Below are 22134 nucleotides of genomic sequence, written 5' to 3'. Positions count from 1 at the left end.
TCTGGTGGCAAAACAAATCCCCCGCCCGGTTGATCTTCAACTCAGGCGGGGGACGGAAACAATGCTGACGAGGTTTAGAACAGTGCAGCCGCTAGCTTACGGCGGGAGATCGCGACGCGTTCATCCTGGTCCCCCACAACGCTGTAGAGCTCCAGGAGATGGAGCCGGGCAGTGTCCTTGTCTTCGCCGGAGCTGCGACCGATATATTTGACCAACCGGTCGAAGGCGTCTTTGACGTGGCCACCCAGCAGATCGAGGTCTGCAACGGCAACCTGCGCTGCAACATCGTCGGGCCGGTCTGCGGCATTTGCACGGACCTGCTGCACGTCAGCGTCATGGGTACGCTGCATCAGACCCACACGAGCTTTACCTCGCTGTGCTTCGTCATCCTGCGGGTTTTCGGCAAGCGCCTTGTCGTAGGCCGCGATGGCCTCGTCGTAATTTTCGGCTTGTAGTGCGGCTTCAGCTTCCTGATGTAGGGGCGGCAACATGACGTCGCCGTCATCATTGGTGGCTTCCACCAGCGGCGGGACGGTTCCGGCCATCCCCGCTTGCACCGCAGACGAGTTGATTTCGTCCAGAAGTTGTTCCAGCTGTTCAGCTTCTACAGCTTCGTTGAACAGAGGGACAGCCTGCTGACCCATGAGTGCCACGACCATGGGGCCTGCGGGTACACCGAACATTTGCAACAGCTCTGGGTGGGCCTCGGTATCGATGCGGCCCATCACCATGCGTCCTGCACGGGCATCAATGGCTGGTTGAAGCACGGCATCAATCTGGGCGGAAGCCGGATTCGATGGCGTGGCCAGGTGAATGATGACCGGGACGGTTGCGGCGTTTTGTAGTAGTCCCTCGAGGCCTGGCTGATCGATATTCTGCAGTACCCAGGAGCGCTGTGTACCGTCGGTTTGGCCAGACTGCGCCTGGATGTTGGTCAGGTCGATGGCGTCACGGGAGTGTGATGGTGTGGAATTAGGTTGTTGAGTCATAATCCTCTTCTGACAGATTTTTACTCGAGATCATCTAACAGTCTAGTTGTCTGGAGAATCTACGGTCGACTGGACCGTCTCGTACCCGACCAGCGAAACTTCACCTTCGGCTGGGATCAACAGTGCAAATTGCTCGCGATATCGGATCCGAACCTGATTTTCTTGTTCTGCCGACGCGAAGTCACCAAGCTCTTGGGTCAAGGTATTGACCGTCACGGTGGTATCTTCCGACGGGGTCAGTGATTCCATGGAATTCATAGAACCAAAGACCAATGCGGAGCCATCTGGCAAGCGCACCGAATCGACCGAGTCGTCGAATACCGTACGCGAAATGGATGCGTCAGTTTCCTGTTCCTCGTGCGTTTCGATCAGCTCTGCCTGGTGTTCGTGAATCGAATCGATCCAGTCGTTGGAGGCCATATCTTCCGCAGCATCAGCTTCGGGATCGGTTAGATAGTCAGTGAGTGCTTCAACTGCAGCATCCGGTGACATGGCCAAGTCAGTGGAATCATCGTTGGCGATTTTTTCGACGTCGGCATTGCTGAGGTCGCCCGAGGGCAGTTCGGCACCCGGTGCAAACGGCACATTATGCACCAACTTGTATTGCGAGCGCGCATTCTCTTGCTTCAGCGCGAGCAGTTGCGTGGAACCACCTTCGGCGTCGGCGGTTACCGCATAGATGGTACGGGGGAAGTCTTCATTGCGGTCCATCCAGGTGGCCAAAACGTCATCTGAGGCGACTTTGGTACCGAGACCGTAGTCTTCGTCGATGGTGTTATTGCGGTAGAACTCGTCACGGAAACGTTTGGCTTGTCCGGCAACGCGGTCATCAAGCACATCTGCATCCATCTCGCTGTCCGCGGCATCCAGGGTCGATACGACGGATTCCAAAATACGTTCGAACTGTGGATCAACGACCAGCGGGAACGTATCGGGTTCCTCCGGATCGACTTCTTCTTCAACCGGTTCTTCTTCTACCTGCTCAGTGAGATCCTCTTCGGAGGTTTCCTGCGGGCTTTCACTGGCAGCATGTGCTGGACCTATGCCCATACCGATGGCAAGTCCGAATGCTGTCACAGCGGTGACTGTGCGGCGAAGAAAACCCTTGTCATCATCGGGTTCATCAGTGTGCGGCAGGGTCTGGGTGGTGTCTGTCGGCGTCGAACCGTTATCCGAGTCATCGGAATCTTCGGCGTCGTCGGCATCATCCATATCATCAGAATCCCCAGACTCGTCCTCGCGTTCGCCCTCGGAGGCATCGACTGCGGAAACTACGGTGGTGGGTTCATCCTCCGCCACGTGTTCCACAGGTTCGCCGGCTTCGACTTCTTGGACGGTCATAGTTTGTGTCGCGGTATCGGTATCCGCCATAACGTCAGCCGCGGTGAGACCGGTGTAGTCACCTCGAACAGCAGCACGACGACCCGAGGTTCGTTTGGCGCGACGACGGAAGTCCACGAAGCGCCACAGCAGCAGGCCGATGCCCACCAGGATCAAGACGATGCCACCGATCATCAGCGGCGTGATAAAGGGGGAATCCGGTTCGACGTTGACCCAGGATACGCTGAAGTCCGCAGGCGCAGGTTCAGTACCATCAGCGGCAATCAACAGTCCCCACTCGCCGGCATCATGCTGCGCCCAACGCTGCGTTACCTCATCGGAGACTTCTTGGGTGGCCAGCCACAGATCTGAGTCAGCCGGGTTGGGCACTTCTGCGTCACCATCGACGTAGGTCATATCCACGGTTGGATCTTCACCGCGTTCAACCTCGGTATTGACCCCGTCAATCCGGTTGTGAGCGGCGTCGCCAACCCAGGCTTCGATATCACGCAGTTGCCCATACATGAGGGTGAACTCTCCCTCACCCGATACCGTGTACTCGATGGCTTCATCTGGGTCGACGTCGATGCCTTCGGTCACGACCGTCAACGGCGCTTCTTGCGCGTCCTGTGTCGAAGCGTTGAACTCGGCGGGGGGTGCCCAAATTGTTTGCAACCCCACGGATACCAAGATCGCCACGACACCCAAGATGATTGAGCCGATGCCGCCCAAAGTTTTCAAAACTTGCCACCTTTTCGGTCGAATTATCGTATTTGGCGCACCCCTTAGGTGCCACCCGGCTAGCCTTCCATCATAGTAGCAATCCGAATGCCACCGCGCCGTTCGGATATGCCAACTTGTCAGCCTCCTGTCGTAATGTGGGGTGCGTGGCCGAGAAATCAACGACACGCAAGCTTTTCACCAAGCTGCTGCAGGACACCAAACGGCGCATCACCGGCGCCCGACACCAACTGGCCGATACACGTGCCCAGCAACAGTTCACGGTGCCTGAACCAGGTGAATACCCTCCAACGCCCATTACCGCCGCCGAGGATTTCTCCACTCCCGCAGCTGACGGCACTGCATTCGAATTCGTCTCCCGTCCGATCAAAACTGGTTTTATGCTCACCGTCGGTGTTGGACTGGCCCTGGGGCTGTACGTAATTGTCTCGTCCAATGTGCAACTGCTCGTGTGGATCCTGGCCGCCTTATTTATCACGCTGGGTCTGGATCCGATCGTTACCAAGATTCAGTCCTGGGGCGCTCCGCGCGGGGTTGGTGTGCTGGCTGCTGTCGTGTTGCTGATCGGTATTGTCACCATATTTATTTCTGCCCTGGTACCGGTGATCATCGAGCAGACCACTGAGTTCGCACAGATGCTGCCCACTGTGGTGAACGACATCATCGAGTCTGATGCTTTCCAGGCGGTGGATGAAGAATTCGACGTCGCCTCGGTGGCCACCACCGAGGTCAACAGATTCGTGTCCGATAGCTCCAATATCACCAATCTGCTCGGCGGCATCCTCGGTGTAGGCAGTGCGATTTTTAACGTCGGCTTCTCGGTTCTGATCGTCGTCGTGCTCACACTGTATTTTCTTGCGACGTTGCCAAGCATCAAAAAATGGCTCTACCGGCTGGCTCCACGGTCTCGCCGCGAACGCATCGAGTATCTTTCAGAGAAGATCTCAGGTTCCGTTGGGCACTATGTCGTAGGCCAGACCGTCGTTGCTACCCTCAATGGGATTGTCGCCTATATAGCCGCCAACTTTGCCGAGTTAGAGTACGCCGCACTGTTGGCAATCTTCGCTGCATTCATGGCCTTCATCCCGCTGGTTGGGGCAGTAACGGGTGGCATAGTCATCACGCTGCTGGCACTGCTAGCCGGCTGGCAGGCCGCGTTGATTTTCGCAGCGATCTACTTCATTTACCTGCAGGTCGAGGCATACCTTATCTCGCCTAAAATCATGCAGCGTGCCGTGGCTATCCCCGGTGCGCTGGCCGTCATCGGCGTCATCGCCGGTGGTTCCCTACTCGGAGTCCTGGGAGCGTTGATGGCGATCCCAACGGTTGCTGGCATCTTGGTGCTGGTGCGAGAAGTCTATGTTCCGTATCAGGACTCGCGCTAACCCAGATCCTGACGACGGTTGCGCCAGCAAGCGCTGTGCCAATGTCGACGCATGCTACCGGCGTCTTCGTCACCCATAATCCAATCGGAGCGCCAGGCCACAACATGTGCCTGACCCTGCAGAATCACCCCAACGCAGCCCGGGCACGTGTAGTTTTTCACGGCGCGCCACGCCGGTATCTGCCGTACGTGCCAACCGCCGTCAAAAGCCGTTTCGTGAGAATAGTTTGTATCAAACGCTGTGGCGGTCAGATCACGGGGAGGCGACACTTGTCGTCTCCTGCCACGTTTGGGGTTCTGACCGCGACGGGGTCTGTTCTTCCGAGCCATAAATCCATTGTCACATACTTGTCGGTTGGCCACCTTGACCACCAACGTCGTCCACAACCATTAGACTATGTGCCGATATGCGACTAGTCATTGCCGAATGCTCCGTAACCTATGCCGGCCGCCTCAACGCGTTTTTACCCCCGGCCAAACGCCTCATCATGATCAAAGCTGATGGCGGCGTCTTAGTACACTCCGACGGCGGTTCTTATAAACCGCTCAACTGGATGACCCCGCCCAATAGACTTCATGTCATTGAACCATCCGAAAGCCAACGCGACGAGGGCATCGCTGAACTGTGGAAGGTGCAATCGCAGAAAGTCGACGACCACCTGATCATCAGCATTTACTCGATCGAACATGACTCGAGCCACGAGCTTGGCCAAGATCCGGGGCTCGTGAAGGACGGCGTCGAGGCCGACCTGCAGCGGCTGCTCTCAGAACAGATACACCTACTGGGAACGGATTATAAGCTCATCCGGCGTGAATACATGACCGCTATCGGGCCGGTCGATATCTTGGCAAAGAACAGTACCGGAGATACCGTGGCCGTAGAACTCAAGCGGCGCGGTGACATCGACGGCGTTGAACAGCTCTCGCGCTACGTAGAACTCCTCAACCGCGACCCACTTTTGGCTCCGGTCCATGGTGTTTTTGCTGCCCAGCAGATCAAACCGCAGGCACGGGTACTCGCCGAAGATCGCGGTTTTGAAACCCTAGTGCTCGACTACGATGCCATGCGAGGCGTCGACGATGCCGACTCCCGACTCTTCTGATTCCTGTGCGCACGCGTTCGCCGACCACCATATTCATGGTCTGGCCGGCGTAGATTTCGCGACATCTAGCACCGCAGAAGTCCGTTCTGCTCTAGCCTTGCTCAAATCCCGTCGCACCACAGAGGTGACTGCATCAATTCCCACGGTGCAGCGAGGTCACGTCCAAGCGATGCTTGATCGTTTAGCCCCGGTGTTCGATGACGGTTTACTCACCGGTGTGCACTTCGAAGGACCTTTTATCGCCCCAGAATTTGCGGGCGCACACCCGCACCAGGCAATCCTCTCCCCCACCGAGCCCGCAGGGCAGGCATTTTTAGGGACCCTTTTGGCACAACACAGGGCAAAACCGCTGGTCACGATGATGACCGTCGCGCCGGAATTAGAGGGCTTCGCAACACTCGTTGAGCTGTTGGTTTCCCACGGGATTGATCCAGCGCTTGGTCATACGAACGCCACCTACGAGCAAATGCGAGACGGGATCGAGGTCGTGTATCAGCTCACCGGTCGACCCGTCACCATCACACATCTGTATAACGCGATGCGTGGATTTCATCATCGGGAGCCGGGGCCGCTTTTAGCCGTCTTCGAGGCAGTCGAACACAAGACTGTCAAGGTCGAGCTCATTGCTGATGGGTACCACGTCCATCCAAGCGTCATATCGTGGTGGTTCGAGAAGTATCCGGAATCTATCAGGCTCGTCTCAGATGCTTCGGCGGCAACCCTGCCGTCCGGGTGCAAACCACTCTCCGTAGCCTTGCCAATGCTTGGTATGGCCCCGCTGCAGTATCCAAAGACGGCCGGCCCGATGCTAGCCGATGGGTGCACGATGGCTTCTGGAGCACGTGATCTCTTAGCGGTGCATGACGCACTGGTCGCAGGTGGGCTGGACCACGAAACGGTCTGTGCTGCCATGCGTGCTCGTCATACCGCATAGTTTTTCTGTGTAAAACACGAATTCGGTCGATTGGGCCATCCACGTACCCAATCGACCGAATGTCGTATCTCGTTAGAAATAGCGGCGTCGTTGACGACGGCGCGGTGCTTCTCGCCAGTATCCGATCCCTACTGCCGGACCGGACTCGTACCAGGTGGTTAACTCTGACACGTGTTCATGCGCGGCGCTGAGATCGAATCGAGCCCGGGTATCGGTGTCGTCGAGACGCAGCCATGATCGGATGCGTGTGCGACGCGGATATCTGGAGACTTCGAGAACATGTCGCGGCACGGAAACGCGAGGTCGTGGCCAAATTGAATACACTGCGAAAATTTCTACAGAGTATTCGTTATAGGACACGACCACGGGTTTCCCGGGGCGAGGTGCATCGTCTTTGCTGACCAGGCGAGCTTTGAAGGAGCCGGGTGTTCGTAGCAGGATCATCAATCGCCAGGCGATGATCACAACCGTAAGGCACGCTACGAGGGCGACTACCGTAAGCGTCCAGGCCAGCCACGATGGCATCTAGGCTGACAGCTCCGCTTGGGAGGCGGCAATGGTTACTCGGTCTGAGTCGACCGAGAAGAATCCGCCTTGTGCCTGTGCAGTGATGGCTTCCCCGTCTGCAGCTTCGACCACGACTTCGCCGTCACCCAGGACCGCAAGCATCGGTAGGTGACCCGGAAGGATCCCGATCTCGCCGTCGATGGTCCTGGCTGACACCGAGCGGGCTTGCCCGGACCACACGAAGTGATCCTCGGCAACGATTTCGACGTCCAGAAGGTTATCGTCCATAGGTTAGCCTTCCTTCTGGATGTTCGCCCATTCGCGTTCAACATCCTCGAGGCCACCGACGTTGTAGAAGGCCTGTTCTGACACGTGGTCCAGGTCGCCATCTGCGATGGCCTTGAAGCCCTCGATGGTGTCCTTGATCGGAACGGTTGAGCCTTCGACACCGGTGAACTGCTTGGCAGTGTAGGTGTTCTGGGACAGAAACTGCTCCATCTTGCGAGCACGACCAACGGTCACGCGGTCTTCTTCAGACAGTTCGTCAACACCGAGAATGGCGATGATGTCTTGCAGTTCCTTGTTCTTCTGCAGAATCTGCTTGACGCGTGTGGCCACTTCGTAGTGGTCCTGGCCAACGTACTGTGGGTCCAGAATACGGGAGGTGGATGCCAGCGGATCAACGGCTGGATATAGACCACGGGATGCCAGATCACGAGTCAAGTTGGTGGTGGCGTCCAGGTGGGCGAACACGTTGGCTGGAGCCGGGTCAGTGTAGTCGTCCGCTGGAACGTAAACAGCCTGCATCGAGGTAATGGAGTGACCGCGAGTCGAGGTAATGCGTTCCTGCAGCACACCCATTTCGTCGGCCAAGTTTGGCTGGTAACCAACGGCGGAAGGCATACGGCCCAAGAGCGTGGAGACTTCCATACCGGCCTGAGAGAAACGGAAAATGTTGTCAATGAACAACAAGACGTCTTGCTTCTGCACGTCACGGAAGTACTCGGCCATGGTCAGACCGGTCAGCGCAACACGCAGACGGGTGCCTGGTGGCTCATCCATCTGACCGAAGACCAACGCGGTGTCCTTCAGCACGTCGGCTTCGTCCATTTCTACCCAAAGGTCGTTACCTTCACGGGTACGCTCGCCAACACCGGCGAATACCGAAGTACCACCGAAGTTGCGAGCAACACGGGTAATCATTTCCTGGATCAAAACGGTTTTACCAACACCGGCACCACCGAACAGACCAATCTTTCCACCCGAAATGTAGGGGGTCAGAAGGTCGATGACCTTAATTCCGGTCTCCAACATTTCAGTGGAGCCTTCAAGGTCAGCAAAGTGTGGAGCTGGGCGGTGGATCGGCCAGCGATCCTGAACGTCCAGTTCGGAAATATCAACGTCGAGGGAGTCACCGAGAGCGTTGAAGATGTGACCTTTGACGACGTCACCGACCGGTACAGAAATTGCGGCACCAGTGTCATGTACTTCTTGACCACGTACGAGACCGTCGGTGGACTGCATCGCGATAGCGCGAACCATGTTCTCACCGAGGTGTTGAGCGGTTTCGAAGGTAATGGTGGACTTCTTGCCGCTGAGTTCTACTTCTACGGTCAAAGCATTGTAGATCTCCGGCATGGCATCCGCTGGGAATTCAGCGTCAATTACCGGACCGGTAACGCGGGCAATGCGACCCACGGCGCCGCCTGTGGCGCTGCTTCCGGATTCGTTAAGAGTGGCAGTCATGAAACTCACTTCTATGTGGATGTTGAATATTGGTCAGTGAGGCTGTGTTACCAGCCCGTTGCTCGACTACTCTGCCAGTGCGTCGGCACCAGCGATCAGCTCGGTGAGCTCCTGAGTAATGGAAGCTTGACGGGCGTTGTTCATCAGCAAGGTGTAGTCACGAATGAGGTCATCGGCGTTATCGCCTGCTGCACTCATCGCGCGTTGACGGTTGGCCAATTCGGACGCTGCGGCCTGCAACATTGCTGAGAAGATTCTCGACTCAATGTATTTAGGAAGCAAAGCATCCAAGACATCTTCAGGAGCTGGTTCGTACTCGTAGAGCGGGAACAGTTCCGATTCATCGGTGACTTCCTGCTCCACTACTTCCAATGGGAGTAGTCGAACAACGGTTGGCTCTTGGACAATCATGGATTTGAACTGGGTGTACACGATATGAATTTCGTCTACCCCACCATCCTCGTAGTCGGTCAAGAACGCGTTGACGAGCGTTTCGCCAACCTCTTTCGCGACCTCGAAGTCTGGACTGTCGGTGGAGCCGCTCCAGAAACCTTCGTAGGAACGGTTACGGAAGTCGAAATACGCCTGAGCTTTACGTCCGATCAGGTATAGATCTGACGATTTGCCCGCCTCAGAGAGACGTTCAACCAAGCTCTCTGCGTGACGCAGGATGTTTGCAGAATACGCTCCGGCCAAACCGCGGTCACTAGACATGATGAGCACGGCTGCACGACGTGGATTTTCTGGTTCCGACGTCAGTACGTGTTCAATGTCTTGCTGTGATGACACCGCAGAAACGGCCCGAGTAATGGCATTCGCATAGGGCATCGAAGCTGCAACACGCTGGCGTGCCTTACCGATTCGCGATGTAGCGATCAGTTCCATCGCGTTGAAGATCTTTTTCATCGACGTCGTCGAATCGATCTTCTGGCGAAAGACCCGAATATCGGCTGCTGACATGCTTTTCCTTTCTGTGACCTATAGCCGGTGCCGGGATCGCCCCGGCACCATGAGCTAGGGTCGATCAGCGTTTCTGGCGGACGATCTGTTCTTGTTCGACAGCGTCTTCGTCAATGGCATCGTGCTCTTCGTGACCTGGCTGGATGCCGTCTTTGCCATCGGCAAGGAACGACTTCTTGAAGTTGGTCACTTCGCGAACAAGTGCTTCTTCGACTTCGTCGTGGATCACACCGGCTTCGAGGATATCTTGCAACGCGATGTTGTTCAGCCGTAGGTGTTGCAGGAACTCTTCTTCAAAGCGCAGTACGTCGGCTACCGGGACATCGTCCAGGTGGCCGCGCGAGCCTGACCAGATGGAAACAACTTGTTCCTCAACTGGCATTGGTGAATACTGCGGCTGCTTGAGGAGTTCCATCAGACGAGCACCACGGTCCAGCTGGCGACGTGTAGAAGCATCGAGGTCTGAAGCAAACATCGAGAATGCTTGCTGGTCACGGTACTGTGCGAGGTCAATACGCAACGTACCGGAGACCTTCTTCATGGCCTTGATCTGGGCGTCACCACCAACGCGAGATACCGAAACACCAACGTCAACAGCTGGGCGCTGGTTGGCGTTGAAGAGGTCAGACTGCAAGAAGATCTGGCCGTCAGTAATGGAGATGACGTTGGTTGGAATGTACGCAGAAACGTCGTTTGCTTTGGTCTCTACGATAGGCAGACCGGTCATCGAGCCAGCACCCAGTTCGTCGGAGAGTTTTGCACAACGCTCCAGCAGACGGGAGTGCAAGTAGAACACGTCACCTGGGTATGCTTCACGGCCCGGTGGGCGACGCAGCAGAAGAGACACTGCACGGTATGCTTCAGCCTGTTTGGAGAGGTCATCAAAGATGATGAGCACGTGCTTGCCGCCGTACATCCAATGCTGTCCAATAGCCGAACCCGCGTATGGCGCCAGGTATTTTAGACCGGCTGGGTCGGATGCTGGTGCAGCAACGATCGTGGTGTAATCAAGCGCGCCTTCTTTTTCCAGAGTGGAGCGAACCGACGCAATGGTCGATGCTTTCTGGCCAACGGCGACGTAGATACAACGTACCTGTTTATTCGGATCCCCCGATTCCCAGTTGGCCTTCTGGTTGAGAATCGCATCGACACCGATAGCGGTCTTACCGGTCTGACGGTCACCAATGATGAGCTGACGCTGTCCACGACCAATCGGGATCATGGCGTCAATGGCTTTCATACCGGTCTGGAGTGGTTCGTGAACCGACTTACGTTCGGTTACACCTGGTGCTTGAAGTTCCAACGCACGACGTCCCTCGTCCTCAATTGGACCGAGGTTATCAATTGGCTCGCCAACTGGGTTGACGACACGACCCATGAAGCCGTCGCCGACTGGTACCGACAGTACCTCGCCGGTGCGGTAGACCTTCATGCCTTCTTGAATTTCTTGGAAGTCACCCAGGACAACGACACCAAGTTCACGTGGGTCGAGGTTCTGGGCAAGTCCGGTGGTGCCGTTTTCAAAACGCAGCAATTCGTTTGCCATGGCAGAAGGAAGTCCTTCTACAGTGGCAATACCGTCGGCTGCACTGTTGACGTAGCCGACCTCGACACGTTCGGTGTCGGCCGGTTCGTACGACTCCGCAAACTCATGTAGGGCATCACGGACGTCGTCAGCGTTGATGGTCAAATCGGCCATCTGCAGTCCCTGCTCTCTTGTTTGCCACATCATTGTGATGGGCCTAGTTGTGAATGTTTCGAGTGCCGGTTTCAGCCGGCCAGTTTAGTGTTCAGATCGTTTAGTCGAGTTGCAACGGAGGAATCGATTACCTCGTCACCAACCTGGATCCGTATTCCGCCGACCAGCTGAGAGTCCGTCTCGATGTTCAGCGTCAGTTCTCGCCCGAATGCGGTCGAGAGTGACTTGGCAAGACGATCTACCTGAGCTTGCTGGAGTGGACGGGCCACCGTCACATCGGCGATCCACTGACGTTGTTGCTGTGCGCTCAGATCAGCGAAACGACGAACAAGATCTACAGGCTTCAGTCCACGAGGAAGTTCGACGGCCTGACGTACCAGGACCTTGGTTGTTTCCATTGCGGCATCTGACAGCAATGATAGTGCCAGACCTACTCGGGACGATAGTGGCGCTTGCATATCGGTCAATGCCCGTTGCAGTTCATGGCTGGATTCAACGGCGTGGTTGAATTCCAGCAACTGCTGGGTGAGGGCTTTGAGTCCGGCAAGGCCGTCCTGTTCGGTGCTGTGAACAACAGCGTGTGCTGCCATCTGTTCTACTGCATCGCCGAACTCACGTTCGGTCGACCAGCGAGCAGCAGCAACGCTTTGCAGTACACTCACGGCATTGGCCGAGATTTTTGCCGCAAAGACCTTGCGAATAAGTTCTTGTCGTCGGTTGGCTTCAACCGTTGGGTCGGCAATTGCGCGACGCAAAGCGCCGTTATCGTCAATTACCTTCAAAGCAGCAAACAGTTCTGCGCCGAGTTCGACTCCGCCGGCCGAAAGGGTTGCTTTCAGCTCGGTGTGCAGTTGTGCCAATGAATCACGCGATGCTTGTGACATTACTCAGTTGCACCTGCACTCGTGGTCGAGGCCTGTTCTTGCTCAAGATCGGCCAAGAAGCGATCGACTACGCGCTGTGAGCGTGCGTCGTCGTTCAATGCTTCGCCAACGATCTTGGAGGCTAACGAAGTTGCAAGAGTACCGACCTCAGTACGCAACGCCGAAACGGCCTGCTGGCGCTCGGCAGCAATCTGAACAGATGCCTGCTCAGAAATGCGTGATGCTTCAGCTGAAGCATTTTGGCGGGCTTCTGCAACGATCTGTGCGGCTTCTATACGAGCCTGCTCGCGAATCTGGCTGGCCTCTGTACGGGCTTCTTGCAGGAGCTGCTCGTAGTTGTTTTTCAACTGCGCAGCTTCTGCTTGTGCAGCCTGGGCACGCTCAAGTCCACCTTCGATCGCATCACGACGTTCGACGTAGGATTTCTCCATTGCCGGAACGATGAATTTGATGACGATGAACATGAGGACAAGGAACCCGACCGAAGTAACCACAATTTCCCAAATATTTGGGATAAGCGGGTTAGCCTGTTCCTCTGCCTCGGCGGCCGCCATGATCATCATGCTATTGATCATTTCAAACCATCCTTTAAGTGTTCATTCCTGACTTACGTAGTCGGATCTACCCCGACCGTGGATGGCGCCCTAAGCTCCGATAACGAATGCGAAGACCAAGCCAAGAATAGCGAGAGCTTCAGCCAGCGCGAAACCAAGCAGTGCAATTGGCTGTAGCTGCGACTGGGATTCTGGCTGGCGTGCCACACCGTTGATGTATGCGGCGAAAATCAGACCCACACCAATGGCGGAGCCAATCGCGGCTAGACCGTATCCGATCATGTTCAATGAACCATGCAGTTCCATTGTGTTCCTTTCAAGATGCCTATCAGGCAGGTTGTGGAGGGTTCCCGGCGGGGATCCGATGGGTACCGGTACCAGGAAGTTCGTTCACGGTGTGTCTCGCACCGTTCCGACTCAATGGTTTGAGTCGGTAAATTTCAATATTGTGTTGTGGTTTGCTCTATCGACGAAAATTAATCGTTCGCCGCTATCGCGCCCTGGATGTACAGCGAGGTCAGCAGCGTAAACACGAACGCTTGGAGAACCATAATGAGCAATTCCAGGAAGTAGAGGGCTACGGAGCCAATAATCACCATGATGCCAAGACCAGCATTGAAGATGCTATCCGTTTGCGTGATGAGGTAATCAGCACCTGAACCTGCCAACATGATGATCATGTGACCGGCCAGCATGGTTGCCATCAGACGCAGTGAGTGCGTCAGCGGACGAACAATAAAGTTCGAAATGATTTCCAATGGCACGAGCAACGGCAGAATCCAGCCCGGCACGCCCTTTGGCACAACGGCAAGCTTGAAGTACTTGATGCCGTGATGACGAAGGCCAACACCGATCCAGATGATGTACATGATGATCGCTAGCGCATACGCCGCACCGGAGTGCGAGAACGACGGAAGCTGCAGAACAGGTATTGCACCGAAAAGGTTGTTGAGCAACACAAAGAAGAATGTTGCAAAGAGCAATGGCACCCATTGGCGGAAGTTCTTTTCACCAATGATGTCTCGGCCGATGCCATTACGAACGAATGCATAGCCTGATTCAGCGACCCACTGGACGCGACCAGGCACCAGGGAAGGTTTGCGCATTGCAATGCCGAAAAATGCCCAGATAAGGATGATCGACAGTACGATCATCACCATCTGCTTACCAAAGCCGGTGCCGTACTCAGCCATCCACGGGATGATGTCTGGCGGGTGCGCATCGTCGATCGTGGGCGGCACGTAACCCCCTTGCGCGGGGAGATAACTTAGCACGAGTGGAAGCACGCAAATCCTCTCTCAATAATCCCACGCGAAAGGGCAGGCCTTTGAACTCCTGCTTCGGGGATGTTGCCGAAATGTTGTAGGCAGTTGCGGTTTTCTTCGCGATTTTGCCCTTGGACAGTCTAGCAAAAAGCCTAACCCGTGTCGCATTGAGTCAGCTGTCGACCGCATCCTTGAAGGCTCAATCTATCAAATGAACTGAGAGGTTCGTCACAACAGTCAATGAAAACCACTGGAGTTTAGATCATACTTCCAAGTCAGAACGACTTTTTTCGGTTCCAGGCAAGAAAATTTCGCCAATTTTTGTCGGTTTCGTCACATTCAACTAAAAAACTACGAATAGATTAATCGACGCGTATTAATGAAGGCAACTACCTCGGCAACTTGCCACACAATGATCGCGACCAGCGCGCCGATAGCGGCTCCAGTCGTGTGAAGCCATTCTGGTGGCGGAACGACCGTGAGCAAGAAACCTAAGATCACCATTTTGGCGACAAATGCGCCCATTGCCACGGGTATAGCAAGATTGCGATGGTTCTTCCAAATGACTGCGATCAATACGACACTGACCGCTGAGAGCACCCATACAGCGATGCCCGCAGTAAGCGCGGAGAGACCGGCTTCGCTTGAGCGCACCAGGTGAAAGATCAGACCGATCAGACCGGTGGCAAGCAAGGTGGGCCACGAAGCATGCAGGAGAATGCCCCACCAGCCCTTTTTGTTCACGTATCTTTTAGCCACGTCGTTCACCGGGTTCTGAAGACTGTCTTGTTGATCGCTGTGCCGCTCTTGCAGCACGCATGGAATTGAGTTTGCGGTAGTACGCGCGCCGAATAATCCACGGCCGCAGTGTCAGCAACACCAACAAGGTCATCGCGATACCAACCACCGTGAAGACAATTTCTGCCGCGAAATACGTCAGTGACACCGCGCCAAAGCCAACGACGAACGTCCAGAGATACAGCAGCAGTACGGCTTGTCGGTGGGTATATCCCCCATCGACCAATTTATGATGAATGTGCCCGCGATCTGCGGTAAAGGGCGAGCTGCGTCGTGCCGTTCTGCGGAGCACAGCCATAAAGAGATCTAACAATGGCAACAACATCACGGCCAGTGGAAGCAGAATCGGCATATACGCGGGAACATTTCTAAACCGGAATCCCTCAAGCGCGCCAAGATCCGCAGTCACCGCAACCGCTGCTGTAGCCATTAATAGACCAATGAGTTGCGCTCCGACCTCACCCATGAAGATCTTGGCCGGATGGAAATTAAAGGGCAAGAATCCTATACAGGCGCCGATAAGTAAGGCAGTCAGAAGGGTCGAAAGATTGGAATAGTCGTACGCGTTGATAGTGCGCGTCAGCACATAACTGTATAAGAAGAAGGCAGACCCACCGATGACCGCGACGCCCGCGGCTAAGCCGTCGAGACCATCGACGAAGTTGAACGCGTTAATGGTCAAGACAATCACAAAGATTGTGATGAGAATCTGCGCAATCTCATTATCGACATGGAACCAGCCCACAGGCATGGCCTCTACGCGGATGCCCGCTGCAGCGATAATACCGGCGGCTAGAATTTGTCCCGCGAATTTCACGATCCAGTGGAGGTCCCAAAGGTCGTCAGCTACCCCCATGATCAAAATGATCAGAATTGCGACCAGGATGCCACGCATGGGCGATTGATAGATACCCGAAAGAAATGGCACCAAGGAAGCCAGCCCCATCGAGATAACGACAGCGATCGCCATCGCCGCTCCCCCAAGTTTAGGAATTGGTTCACGGTGCATATCGCGTTTACGCGTCGGAGTGTACACCCGTCCGCGTACTCCCAGCAGCCGCGCCATCGGCGTCAGTACAAAACTGAGCAGCGCAGTGAGAGCGACGACAGCAAGATAAACCTTCATAAGGACTCGGTGTCCTCCGAGTCGCCGGTGGCTTCTTCCGCGTCTGAGGATTCTGGGTCGGTAAGATCTAAAATCTCTGGGACGACACCACGCAACGCCTCGATCGTGATGGCGCCTGAACGCAACACCCGGTGCGGAGTAACAGTGCAGTCAACGATCGTAGACGCTTGCTGTTGGCCGCGTTCGCCGTCGTTGATATATACGGCTACGGATTCACCCAGTGCGGATTGTGCATCTGCAATCGTGGTGGCAGCCGGTTGACCGTGTCGGTTGGCGGAGGAAACGGCCATGGGTCCGGTTTCACGCAGGATGTTCCGTGCGAGTTCATCATCAGGTTGACGCAACGCGACAGTCCCCCTTGTTTCACCAAGATCCCAGGACAATGATGGTTGGGCGTGGCAAACCAGCGTGAGAGCTCCCGGCCAGAATGTGTGTGCGAGTTGCCGTGCGGTTTCTGCAACTTCCACCGCCAGCGCGTCTAAAACATGTATATCGCCAATGAGTACCGGCGGCGGGGATTGCCGAGACCTGCCCTTGGCGGCCAACAAGACTGCGACGGCTTGCGGACTAAACGCATCGGCGCCAACTCCGTAGACCGTATCTGTTGGCAAAACGATGAGTTCTCGCTGGCCAATGGCTTCGACCGCCGCTGCGATGGCGGCGGTTCGCTGCTGGGAGTCTTGTGCGTCAAAAGGGTGTGTCACGTTAGTCATTGTGCCAGGCTTCAGGTTGTTTTCGGTGTTGGTTGCAGCGCATCGGTTCGAATCGCTGTGACGAAACGATTTGTCTGTGTAAGGTCTTGGACGGTGGCCACGTTTCGCCAACCGTCATGCGATTCCAAGGCTGCTGCCAGTTCACCAGCGTGCGTGTGGTCATGTTCCATGATGAAAAAACCACCCGGTGCAAGCCACCGTAGGGCCTGGTCGGCAATGGCACGAGGAATTCCGGTGCCATCGGTGGACCCGCCGTACAGTGCACGTTGCGGGTCGAAACCAGCCTCCGGCTGTGTCACCGGGGTCTCCGTTGGAATATAGGGCGGATTGGTCACGACGGCATCAAAAGCACCAAGCAGTGTTTCCAATTCTGGAGCGGCCGCCAATACCGAATCGCTCTCGGTCGCATCGGCGCACAATACTGTGACCTTGTACGGTGCGGTGTTTCGACGAGCAAGATCGACTGCTGCCGCGTCCACATCTACGGCCCACAAGGCTACAGGGACGTCGCGCTGCTGAAGCTGATCTGCCAGGGCTGCTGCGATCGCTCCGGTGCCTGTGCAGAGGTCAAGGACGCGGAGCGGCCCCACAGCGTTGTCGAAATGTTGCAGGGTCGTCTCTACAAGAATTTCAGTCTCGACTCTTGGAATGAAAACTCCGGGTTCTACCTGGACGTCGAGCCCGTAGAATCCTGCTGTACCAGTCAGATACTGCAAAGGCGTTCGTGCTGCCCGTCCCTCAACAAGCTCGGTCACTCTGCTCTCACTCTGCGAGGAGAGGTCCTTCCCTAGAGCCTGCAGAATGCCAAGCTTGCCGCGACCAATCTCCAACACGTGCGCAACAATGATGTCGGCTTCCGCTTTCGCGGAATCGATGCCGGCATCAAGCAGTTGACGCCGCGCGTGCTGAATGACCTGATTGACGTCCGTCATTTGGCTTCGTTGGTTTCCCCAAGGGCCGCCAGCCGTTCAGCTTCGTCCATTTCAATGAGCGATGCGATAACAGCGTTCATATCGCCTTCAAGCACTCGATCGAGGTTATTGGCTTTATACCCCGTCCGGTGATCGGCGATCCGGTTTTCTGGGAAGTTGTACGTACGAATCCGCTCGGAACGGTCCATGGTTCGAACCTGTGAAGCACGTGTTTCGGCTGCTTCAGCATCGAGTTGCTCTTGCTGCCACGCTAGGAGCCGCGAGCGGAGCACGCGCATGGCAGCTTCACGGTTCTGAATCTGTGACTTCTCGTTCTGCATAGCCACCACGATGCCGGTTGGCAAGTGGGTGATACGCACGGCGGAGTCAGTCGTGTTGACGTGCTGTCCACCGGGTCCCGACGAACGATAAACATCAATTTTCAGGTCTGCCTGATTGATGGCGATTTCTTCGGGTTCATCAACCTCTGGAAAGACGAGGACACCTGCTGCTGAGGTGTGGATGCGACCTTGTGACTCGGTAACGGGTACACGCTGCACGCGGTGAACCCCACCTTCATATTTGAGGTGCGCGAAGACGCCTTCTGCAGGGTCGTTCGAATTTCCGGTCACACCGATGTGCACATCTTTGTACCCGCCAAGATCGGATTCGGTTGCCGAGATGAGTTCCGTTTTCCAACCTTTGTTTTCGGCGTAGCGGATGTACATGCGAGCGAGATCAGCAGCAAACAGTGCGGCTTCTTCGCCTCCTTCGCCACCTTTGACTTCCAGAATAACGTTTCGAGCATCGTCGGGGTCGCGTGGGATGAGCAACCGGTGAAGCGTTTCGTTGGCTTCTTCATACTGTGCTTCGAGTTCCGGGATTTCGGCGGCGAAATCTTCGTCTTCTTCGGCAAGCTCTCGGGTGTCTTCAAGGTCTTGGGCAAGCTGTTGCCAGTGCTTATGCGCTTTAACGATGCGTTCGAGTTCGGCAAAGCGTCGGCCGACTTTACGTGCTAGGGCCTGGTCGGCGTGGACTGCCGGGTCGCCCATTTTTTCAGTCAGTTCAGCGTGTTCAGCAAGCAGGTTATCTATGGAGTCAAACATGGTTTTCTACCTCGTCGTTGAAATCTTAGTTGAGAATCAAAAAACCATCGCGCAACCGGCAAGGTCGCGCGATGGTTTTCTGGGAGGTTGCTAAGACTCTGTTTGAGCTCGCAGTGTCGTCTTGGAGACCAACATCAAAAATTCCGCATTGGTTTCGGTTTCTTTGAGCTTGGAGGTCAACAGTTCCAGACCCTGTTGAGTCTTGAGTTCAGACAGCACGCGGCGTAGTCGCCACATAATGCGGATTTCTTCGGTCGTCAGCAGATTCTCTTCGCGTCGGGTACCCGAAGCGTTGATATCGATTGCTGGGAAAATGCGACGCTCGGACAGTTCACGAGACAGACGCAGTTCCATGTTGCCGGTTCCCTTGAATTCTTCGAAGATCACTTCGTCCATGCGTGATCCTGTTTCAACCAGTGCGGTTGCAAGGATGGTCAGCGAACCGCCGCCTTCAATATTACGGGCGGCACCGAAGAACTTCTTGGGTGGGTACAGTGCGGCTGAGTCCACACCACCGGACAGGATTCGTCCGGAAGCTGGTGAGGTCAGGTTATAAGCACGACCCAAACGTGTCATCGAGTCCAAGAGGACGACGACGTCGTGGCCCAGTTCGACCATGCGCTTGGCGCGTTCAATGGTGAGCTCGGCAACGGTGGTGTGGTCTTCTGCCGGACGGTCGAAGGTAGAAGCAATGACTTCGCCACGTACCGAGCGTCGCATGTCTGTGACTTCTTCTGGGCGCTCATCCACCAGTACCATCATGAGTTTAACCTCTGGGTTATTGGTGGTGATGGCGTTGGCGATCGACTGCAGCATCATTGTCTTACCGGCCTTTGGCGGCGAGACGATGAGGCCACGCTGGCCTTTACCAATCGGAGCAACCAGATCGACCAGGCGAGGGCCCATATCTTTCGGGCTGTTGTTGTTTTCCAGGCGCAGACGTTCTTGCGGGTACAGCGGGGTTAGCTTGTTGAATTCAACGCGCTTTGGATTCTCAACTGGTTCTTGACCGTTGATCAAGTTTAGGTTGACCAGCGCATTGAATTTCTGACGGTTGCCGCCGCCTCCGCCACCACGGCGATTGCGTCCACCGCGACCACCACGGCCGCCGCGTCCACCGCCGCCCTGGTTATTGTTCTGCTGGTTGTCATCGTCGTCTTGCGGTGCACGGACTTGACCGCGAATAGCGTCACCCTTGCGCAGGCCAAACCGTTTGACCATGGCCATAGAGACGTAGACGTCATTGGGGCCCGGCAAATAGCCGGAGGTGCGAACAAACGCATAATTATCTAGGACATCGAGGATGCCTGATACTGGCAGCAGAGTATCGTCATCGGATGCGTCCTGCTGATCGTCTTGGTCCTGGTCCTGATCACGACGGCGATCGCGATTGCGATTCCGGTCGCGTTGACGCTGACGACGCTGATTGCGCTGGTCGTCATCGCGACGGCGACGATTGCCATCACGGTTGTCGTCATCGCTGGAATCGTCGGAGCTTTCCTGTTGCTGATCGCGCTTATCGTGCTGATCTTGTTGGTCTTTGTCTTTACGGTTACGGGCCTGGTCGCGACGCTGTTGATTGCGTGTGCGCTGGCCGCGGCCGCCCTGGTTATTGTCAGCGTCATCGGCGTCTTGTTGCTTCGACTGCTGATCATCGCGCGGGCTATCCTGCTGCGATTTCTTATCGTCCTGCGAAGCCTGTTGCTGATCGCGTGACGATTTGTTGTCGTGTGATCCGTTTTCACGGGAAGATTTCTTATCGCGGGACTGCTGATTGCGGTTCTTGGAAGCTTTATCCTTGCCCTGCTGGTCCTGCGATTGTTGCTGAACGTTCTTGCTGTCAGCGGCAGCTTCTTCGGTGTCAGCCTGTTCTACTGGCTGCTCGGCGTCTTTCGCTTTTGCTGCGTTACCGCGGGGCTTCCGCTCTTTTGCTGCGGATGCCTTTGCCTCTTCCACCGCTTGGCGAGCAGTCTCACTGCCACCGCGCTGGTGATCGGCGATGACTTCCACGAGCTGCGCCTTGCGCATACGTGAAGTACCGGTAATGCCAAGCTGAGACGCCAGGGTCTGTAGTTGGGCTATTTTGAGGCCGCCCAGACCAGCAGACCCGTTATCGGTTGGGGTCTGTAATGTGTCTTGTTCAGTCACGAAGGTTCCTTCCCCCTCGTCGGTACGGGCATAGATACCCGCAAATTTGATAACAACCTCGACTGCGACTGTCAGAATGACGAGTTGTTGAGTGATTTGCAATATAAATAACACCGTTTGCTGCACACGGATGTGTCAGCAGTGATGTTCGTACTGTGAGATAACCTGACATCTAGGATGATGGGCTACCAAATGCTCTCCGCAGAATTGCGGTAAAGACCAGGCCGAATACGAGAGAAACATATCTTCCGATACACTCAATCGTTCTCGTTAGGGCCGGAATATCTCTATCGTAGCACCTTCAGTGTCAACTGGCAGAATCCTGACATCCCAGTGTTGCAAAGATTTCGCTGCGCGCTGTTCGAGCTGCTGTACGACGCTTTGGGTTTCGTCTGAGCCTGCTGCGAATACACACAACGTTGGCCCTGCACCAGACACCACAGCTGCATGTCCATGCGCGCGAAGCGCGGTAATATGCTCTAGCGTTTCGGGCATCGATGGTTGGCGGTACCGCTGATGCAACCAGTCTTCCGTGGCGGCGAACAACAACTTGGGATCGCCTGTCATTGCCGGCGCCAGCAGCGCTGCTCGGGCGGCATTTGCCACGGCCTCCGTATATGGCACCGTAGCCGGTAACAGCGTACGGGCTGCTGCAGTGGATAATGGCTTGGCAGGAATTGCTACCACCGGCGTGATGTCGGGGTGCGGGTCCATGCGGATAGCCTGGTAGCTTTCTTCGGACGCCTCGTCCTGTTTCCAAGAGAATGTCAGGCCGCCGTAGACGGCTGGGGCAACGTTATCTGGATGTCCTTCTGCTTCCGAAGCCCATTGCAACAGGTCGTTATTGGAGATCTCAGCATCCGGTGGCAAAAGTGCTTTGACGGCCATTGCTGCCGCCATGTGCGCGGCTGCTGATGATCCCAGACCACGAGAGTGCGGGATCCGGTTGATGGCTTTGAGTTTCAGCCCCGGCAGGTGCCAGCCCAAATTGTCTAGCCGCATCCGAATCTGCGCGATGATTAAATGCCGGGCATCGGTGGGCAGATAGTTCTGACCTTCACCTTCGATTTCAGCGGTGAACCCGGCTTCTGTAGTGCAGATTTCGAGCTCGTCGTACAGACCGAATGCTATACCTGCTGAGTCGAACCCTGGACCAAGGTTTGCCGAGGTTGCTGGCACCTTAATCTTGGCGACGATGCCTGCTGGAACTCGGTTGGCGGGAGGTGTCGTGGCGGGTGATGCCAAA

22 protein-coding genes are annotated in these 22134 nt (G+C 55.7%); 3 read left to right on the top strand and 19 right to left on the bottom strand.

Features of this window, described 5'->3' with window-relative positions; genetic code table 11:
- Nucleotides 1–74 precede the first annotated feature (74 nt).
- Together G583_RS0111350 and G583_RS16450 are read right to left on the bottom strand one after the other, a co-directional pair.
- Nucleotides 75–989, bottom strand: a complete 915-nt coding sequence (locus tag G583_RS0111350; protein ID WP_022871301.1) for a tetratricopeptide repeat protein — start codon at nt 987–989, stop codon at nt 75–77.
- Between the two features lie 42 nt (nt 990–1031).
- Nucleotides 1032–3050 (bottom strand): hypothetical protein, encoded by a 2019-nt coding sequence (locus G583_RS16450; RefSeq protein ID WP_022871300.1) that lies wholly within the window; start codon nt 3048–3050, stop codon nt 1032–1034.
- Nucleotides 3051–3196: 146 nt separating this feature from the next.
- Here G583_RS16450 and G583_RS15780 point away from each other — a divergent pair, with 146 nt between their 5' ends.
- Nucleotides 3197–4435: an AI-2E family transporter gene (locus tag G583_RS15780; protein ID WP_022871299.1), complete on the top strand. Its 1239-nt coding sequence runs from the start codon at nt 3197–3199 to the stop codon at nt 4433–4435.
- On the opposite strand, the gene G583_RS0111335 is transcribed toward G583_RS15780, so the two are convergent.
- The gene (locus G583_RS0111335; protein ID WP_245540622.1) at nt 4432–4704 is read right to left on the bottom strand and encodes a hypothetical protein; all 273 of its coding nucleotides are present in this window, start codon (nt 4702–4704) and stop codon (nt 4432–4434) included. The genes G583_RS15780 and G583_RS0111335 overlap by 4 nt on opposite strands.
- A 137-nt stretch (nt 4705–4841) precedes the next feature.
- Between G583_RS0111335 and nucS the strand changes: the two genes are divergently transcribed.
- Together nucS and G583_RS15775 are read left to right on the top strand one after the other, a co-directional pair.
- Nucleotides 4842–5537 carry an endonuclease NucS gene (gene nucS, locus G583_RS0111330; protein ID WP_022871297.1) on the top strand — a complete coding sequence of 232 codons (696 nt, stop codon included), beginning with the start codon at nt 4842–4844 and terminating at the stop codon, nt 5535–5537.
- Nucleotides 5515–6471, top strand: coding sequence for an N-acetylglucosamine-6-phosphate deacetylase (locus G583_RS15775; RefSeq protein ID WP_022871296.1), 957 nt, complete (start codon nt 5515–5517; stop codon nt 6469–6471). Before nucS ends, G583_RS15775 begins: the two co-directional genes overlap by 23 nt.
- Nucleotides 6472–6543: 72 nt before the next feature.
- Here the strand turns inward: G583_RS15775 and G583_RS0111320 are convergent, their stop codons facing one another.
- The 16 genes from G583_RS0111320 to thrB form a co-directional block, all read right to left on the bottom strand.
- The gene (locus G583_RS0111320) at nt 6544–6996 is read right to left on the bottom strand and encodes a DUF2550 family protein (protein WP_022871295.1); all 453 of its coding nucleotides are present in this window, start codon (nt 6994–6996) and stop codon (nt 6544–6546) included.
- Nucleotides 6997–7266 carry a F0F1 ATP synthase subunit epsilon gene (locus G583_RS0111315; RefSeq protein ID WP_022871294.1) on the bottom strand — a complete coding sequence of 90 codons (270 nt, stop codon included), beginning with the start codon at nt 7264–7266 and terminating at the stop codon, nt 6997–6999.
- A 3-nt stretch (nt 7267–7269) separates the two neighbouring features.
- Nucleotides 7270–8724 carry a F0F1 ATP synthase subunit beta gene (atpD, locus tag G583_RS0111310; protein ID WP_022871293.1) on the bottom strand — a complete coding sequence of 485 codons (1455 nt, stop codon included), beginning with the start codon at nt 8722–8724 and terminating at the stop codon, nt 7270–7272.
- Nucleotides 8725–8790: 66 nt separating this feature from the next.
- Nucleotides 8791–9684: a F0F1 ATP synthase subunit gamma gene (locus G583_RS0111305; protein ID WP_022871292.1), complete on the bottom strand. Its 894-nt coding sequence runs from the start codon at nt 9682–9684 to the stop codon at nt 8791–8793.
- Between the two features lie 64 nt (nt 9685–9748).
- Nucleotides 9749–11383: a F0F1 ATP synthase subunit alpha gene (gene atpA, locus G583_RS0111300; protein ID WP_022871291.1), complete on the bottom strand. Its 1635-nt coding sequence runs from the start codon at nt 11381–11383 to the stop codon at nt 9749–9751.
- A 71-nt stretch (nt 11384–11454) separates the two neighbouring features.
- Nucleotides 11455–12267, bottom strand: a complete 813-nt coding sequence (locus G583_RS0111295; protein ID WP_022871290.1) for a F0F1 ATP synthase subunit delta — start codon at nt 12265–12267, stop codon at nt 11455–11457.
- Entirely contained in the window at nt 12267–12842 is a 576-nt protein-coding gene (locus G583_RS0111290; protein ID WP_022871289.1) for a F0F1 ATP synthase subunit B, read from the bottom strand. The genes G583_RS0111295 and G583_RS0111290 overlap by 1 nt, the downstream gene beginning before the upstream one ends.
- 69 nt (nt 12843–12911) lie before the next feature.
- A complete protein-coding gene (atpE, locus tag G583_RS0111285) occupies nt 12912–13127 on the bottom strand; it encodes an ATP synthase F0 subunit C (RefSeq protein ID WP_022871288.1) in 216 nt (71 codons plus the stop codon).
- A 170-nt stretch (nt 13128–13297) separates the two neighbouring features.
- Nucleotides 13298–14014 (bottom strand): F0F1 ATP synthase subunit A, encoded by a 717-nt coding sequence (atpB, locus tag G583_RS0111280; RefSeq protein ID WP_169558793.1) that lies wholly within the window; start codon nt 14012–14014, stop codon nt 13298–13300.
- A gap of 423 nt (nt 14015–14437) precedes the next feature.
- Nucleotides 14438–14845, bottom strand: a complete 408-nt coding sequence (locus G583_RS0111275) for a hypothetical protein (RefSeq protein WP_022871286.1) — start codon at nt 14843–14845, stop codon at nt 14438–14440.
- The gene (locus tag G583_RS15770) at nt 14838–16010 is read right to left on the bottom strand and encodes an MraY family glycosyltransferase (protein ID WP_022871285.1); all 1173 of its coding nucleotides are present in this window, start codon (nt 16008–16010) and stop codon (nt 14838–14840) included. Before G583_RS15770 ends, G583_RS0111275 begins: the two co-directional genes overlap by 8 nt.
- Nucleotides 16007–16723, bottom strand: a complete 717-nt coding sequence (locus G583_RS0111265; protein WP_029629522.1) for an L-threonylcarbamoyladenylate synthase — start codon at nt 16721–16723, stop codon at nt 16007–16009. Before G583_RS0111265 ends, G583_RS15770 begins: the two co-directional genes overlap by 4 nt.
- A gap of 11 nt (nt 16724–16734) precedes the next feature.
- Entirely contained in the window at nt 16735–17655 is a 921-nt protein-coding gene (gene prmC, locus G583_RS0111260) for a peptide chain release factor N(5)-glutamine methyltransferase (RefSeq protein WP_022871283.1), read from the bottom strand.
- Complete coding sequence (gene prfA, locus G583_RS0111255) at nt 17652–18740, bottom strand: peptide chain release factor 1 (RefSeq protein WP_022871282.1); 1089 nt, start codon at nt 18738–18740, stop codon at nt 17652–17654. The genes prmC and prfA overlap by 4 nt, the downstream gene beginning before the upstream one ends.
- A 90-nt stretch (nt 18741–18830) precedes the next feature.
- Nucleotides 18831–20888, bottom strand: coding sequence for a transcription termination factor Rho (gene rho, locus G583_RS0111245; protein ID WP_029629521.1), 2058 nt, complete (start codon nt 20886–20888; stop codon nt 18831–18833).
- Nucleotides 20889–21158: 270 nt separating this feature from the next.
- Complete coding sequence (thrB, locus tag G583_RS0111240) at nt 21159–22133, bottom strand: homoserine kinase (RefSeq protein ID WP_022871279.1); 975 nt, start codon at nt 22131–22133, stop codon at nt 21159–21161.
- Between the last annotated feature and the right edge of the window lies 1 nt (nt 22134).

The sequence above is a fragment of the Yaniella halotolerans DSM 15476 genome, assembly GCF_000420805.1.
Lineage (GTDB): Bacteria > Actinomycetota > Actinomycetes > Actinomycetales > Micrococcaceae > Yaniella > Yaniella halotolerans.
The sequence above is the reverse complement of the archived record's forward strand: the minus strand, read 5'-3'. Positions and strand labels throughout refer to the sequence as shown.

Bases quoted from the DNA above. Each gene is read 5' to 3' on its own strand.
- prmC (WP_022871283.1), bottom strand. From the start codon at position 17,655: ATGACGGACGTCAATCAGGTCATTCAGCACGCGCGGCGTCAACTGCTT.
- G583_RS0111290 (WP_022871289.1), bottom strand. From the start codon at position 12,842: ATGATCAATAGCATGATGATCATGGCGGCCGCCGAGGCAGAGGAACAG.
- G583_RS0111320 (WP_022871295.1), bottom strand. From the start codon at position 6,996: ATGCCATCGTGGCTGGCCTGGACGCTTACGGTAGTCGCCCTCGTAGCG.
- G583_RS0111350 (WP_022871301.1), bottom strand. From the start codon at position 989: ATGACTCAACAACCTAATTCCACACCATCACACTCCCGTGACGCCATC.
- atpD (WP_022871293.1), bottom strand. From the start codon at position 8,724: ATGACTGCCACTCTTAACGAATCCGGAAGCAGCGCCACAGGCGGCGCC.
- prfA (WP_022871282.1), bottom strand. From the start codon at position 18,740: ATGTTTGACTCCATAGATAACCTGCTTGCTGAACACGCTGAACTGACT.
- G583_RS15770 (WP_022871285.1), bottom strand. From the start codon at position 16,010: ATGAAGGTTTATCTTGCTGTCGTCGCTCTCACTGCGCTGCTCAGTTTT.
- G583_RS0111315 (WP_022871294.1), bottom strand. From the start codon at position 7,266: ATGGACGATAACCTTCTGGACGTCGAAATCGTTGCCGAGGATCACTTC.
- atpE (WP_022871288.1), bottom strand. From the start codon at position 13,127: ATGGAACTGCATGGTTCATTGAACATGATCGGATACGGTCTAGCCGCG.
- atpA (WP_022871291.1), bottom strand. From the start codon at position 11,383: ATGGCCGATTTGACCATCAACGCTGACGACGTCCGTGATGCCCTACAT.
- nucS (WP_022871297.1), top strand. From the start codon at position 4,842: ATGCGACTAGTCATTGCCGAATGCTCCGTAACCTATGCCGGCCGCCTC.
- G583_RS0111295 (WP_022871290.1), bottom strand. From the start codon at position 12,267: ATGTCACAAGCATCGCGTGATTCATTGGCACAACTGCACACCGAGCTG.
- atpB (WP_169558793.1), bottom strand. From the start codon at position 14,014: ATGGCTGAGTACGGCACCGGCTTTGGTAAGCAGATGGTGATGATCGTA.
- G583_RS15775 (WP_022871296.1), top strand. From the start codon at position 5,515: ATGCCGACTCCCGACTCTTCTGATTCCTGTGCGCACGCGTTCGCCGAC.
- G583_RS0111305 (WP_022871292.1), bottom strand. From the start codon at position 9,684: ATGTCAGCAGCCGATATTCGGGTCTTTCGCCAGAAGATCGATTCGACG.
- G583_RS0111265 (WP_029629522.1), bottom strand. From the start codon at position 16,723: ATGACTAACGTGACACACCCTTTTGACGCACAAGACTCCCAGCAGCGA.